The sequence below is a fragment of the Aquimarina pacifica genome (assembly GCF_000520955.1).
Lineage (GTDB): Bacteria > Bacteroidota > Bacteroidia > Flavobacteriales > Flavobacteriaceae > Aquimarina > Aquimarina pacifica.
Map to the genome: position 1 here is coordinate 1 of NZ_JACC01000086.1, position 2,714 is coordinate 2,714.

Annotated in this window: 2 protein-coding genes; both read right to left on the reverse strand. The window is 37.4% G+C overall.

The window, feature by feature from the left end; translation table 11 throughout:
• Positions 1–2,043, reverse strand: a 2,043-nt coding sequence (locus tag DZ60_RS23725; protein ID WP_034230432.1) for a carbohydrate-binding protein, incomplete at its 3' end; no start/stop codon positions are given.
• Between the two features lie 56 nt (positions 2,044–2,099).
• Positions 2,100–2,714, reverse strand: a 615-nt coding sequence (locus DZ60_RS23730) for a carbohydrate-binding protein (RefSeq protein ID WP_152537504.1), incomplete at its 5' end; no start/stop codon positions are given.

Here is a 2,714-nt window from a genome sequence, read left to right on the forward strand (position 1 = left end):
ACCTGTCACTTCTGGTCCTGTTATTTCTATATAATCTATATTTCCTAATCCAGAGCTTGTAGTTGATTGAAGTCTTACGGTTTTAGCTCCATCAGCTAATGAAACAGTAACTGATTGTGTTGTTTGCCAAGAGCTCCATGCTCCCGTGGAATTAAACTCGATATCAGAAGAAATTATGGTTCCGTTAATAAGTAAGTCCGCCGGTCTGTTACTTGTAGAAGCATATCTCCAGGTAAATGTGTATGATCCCGCAGCGCCATCAATTTCCCAATCGATACTATTACCCAGCGCATTCGCGGTATTAGCAAATCCTGTTCCCGTATATGAACTGTGATTATTGTCTATCGTACCATCAACAGAACAAAAACCTGTTTCGTTTTCCTGAATGGTAATGGTATTATTTGTTATAGAACTTGTGGCTTCCGTAATTGAGAACGACTCCCAAGTTCCGACTCTATCATCTCCTACCATTTTTACGGTTCCTGTATTGTCAATTTGTAATCTTTTGAATTCTGTATTCACAGCGGGTAATGTTAAAAAATAGGTATTGGTTATAGCACCTTGGGTGAAATCATAATAGGTCCAAGATCCACTACTCGTTGTTGGTTGCATATCGGCATCTTCCTGTTGATTTGTTCGTAACCTTGGTTTGGTTCCTCCTGCAGCTCGTTGTATGTGCCAGTATCCATTTCCTTTATCTACAAATTTCCATTCTACATCGGCTCCGGTTGTAGTTGTTGAGGTTGTATATGCATCTTCACTTTCTCCGGTAGCTGCGAGTCTCAGGTTATGATAAGGTGCATCGATATAATAAGTTTTGTTGGGGTCAGGGGTAAAATCTACAAAAACGGGTTCTGTAAACCTGAACCAGTCAATATCTAATAAATATCCGGATCCACCAGTGAAAACAAGATATATGTCCTGAACACCACTCACGGAGCTAATATTTGTTGAAATTGTTTCCCAAGTAGTCCAGGACCCTGTATTTGATACCTCTAAAGTTCCTAGTAAATTCCCTGTGGTACTGCCTTGTCTAATCTCTATATTCCCCCCAGAACTCCCACTGGATACGGATGCCGAAATTGATGCTACACCATTCTCAAAATCTATATCCTCAAACATAATCCACTCACCATTCTCTATATAACCAACATTACCACTACTAGTAATCTGTGTTCCAGATTCATCACAATAATCTTCTGCTTCTATTTGTGTAAAGGCATCAAAATCAATACAATCATCTATTGGTTGACTTCCACTATCCGGATTTACAATGTCGTAACCATCTTCACCATCGTACCAGCTGATATTATCATAGTCTACAATTCTAATTTCGTTATCTGCAGCACTAGTATGGTTGTATTGCCCTATTTTAAATTCTGTATAAGACTGATTTGTTTGTACATCATTTGAATCAAATTCACCCATGCCTATTCTTATGTTATAGGCACTATATTTAAGTTCACCATTCACAAATACCTCAGCGAGACCTGTACCATTATCAGATAGAACTACATGTAAAATAATATCCATATCTACACCTTTTGGAAAGTTTTCATAAACAACAACTTCTGCTCTGCTAGCCCCTATTCCTCTTCTATCAATCCATGTCAAATCACCATTTTCTATTTCCAGCAATGCAGACCAACTAAATTGACCGGCAGCATCATTAAATCCAAAAATTTGAGCCAGACTTCCTACGCCCGTATAACTAGGTCCCATGTAGGCTTCATCTATATTCATGGTAAAACCCATCCAACAATGTTTCCAAGTAAGGTAGCCTATACCGTTATGCACTGGATCAGCACATGCTTCAGCTCCTTTTGTCATCCTATTGGATGAATTAAAACTAGATTCCTGCCAATACGTTCTCAATCGATTATTTACAACCTTAGCATAATTGGGATTTTGAGTGGTACAATCCACAAAAGGTCCCATATCACCATCATTAAAATCATGGGAAACAAGTCCTTGAGCATTTACTGAATTGAAGACTGCAAGGGATAGTATTAATAATGCACTTAGGTAAAACGAATTTTTCATGATTTCACAAATTTGGTTAGTTGTATAATAAGGTTACTTAGCAACACAAAACTCGATTACTGTTTTACAAGTTTGATAACAGATACTAACTTTTGTCGACTCACTTTTCCGTAATAAACTCCGGAAGATAATCCACTTAAATTAATAGTTTCGTTATCGCTTATAATATTCTGGGATAATATTACGCTACCATTTATATTGTATATATTTAATAGTGAATTGGCAGCTCCTTTAATGTTGGTTGTGGAAACGACCGGATTTGGATAGATGCTTATATCATCTATTTCTGTAGAAGCGATATCCTTATTGCTTTGGGAACTGTTATTAAATTCGATCCAGTTGACATTGAATAAATAGCCGCTTCCCCCAGTAAATACTAAATAAATATCTTGTATTCCGCTTGCATTAGAAATGCTTGTATTTAGTGTTTCCCAGTTTTGATTACCTCCTGTGCTAGAGACTGATATAGATCCTATCAGAGTTCCAGATGTACTTCCCGTTCTTACTTCGATGGTTCCTCCTACATAATTACACGCAATACGAGCGTCCATATTGGATAATCCCGATACATTAATATCATCAAAACGTAACCAATTACCATTATTGATCCAACCTACATTTTCACCTCCTCCATCATCTGTAGTAACTTCTGTTTGGATTTCATACATTCC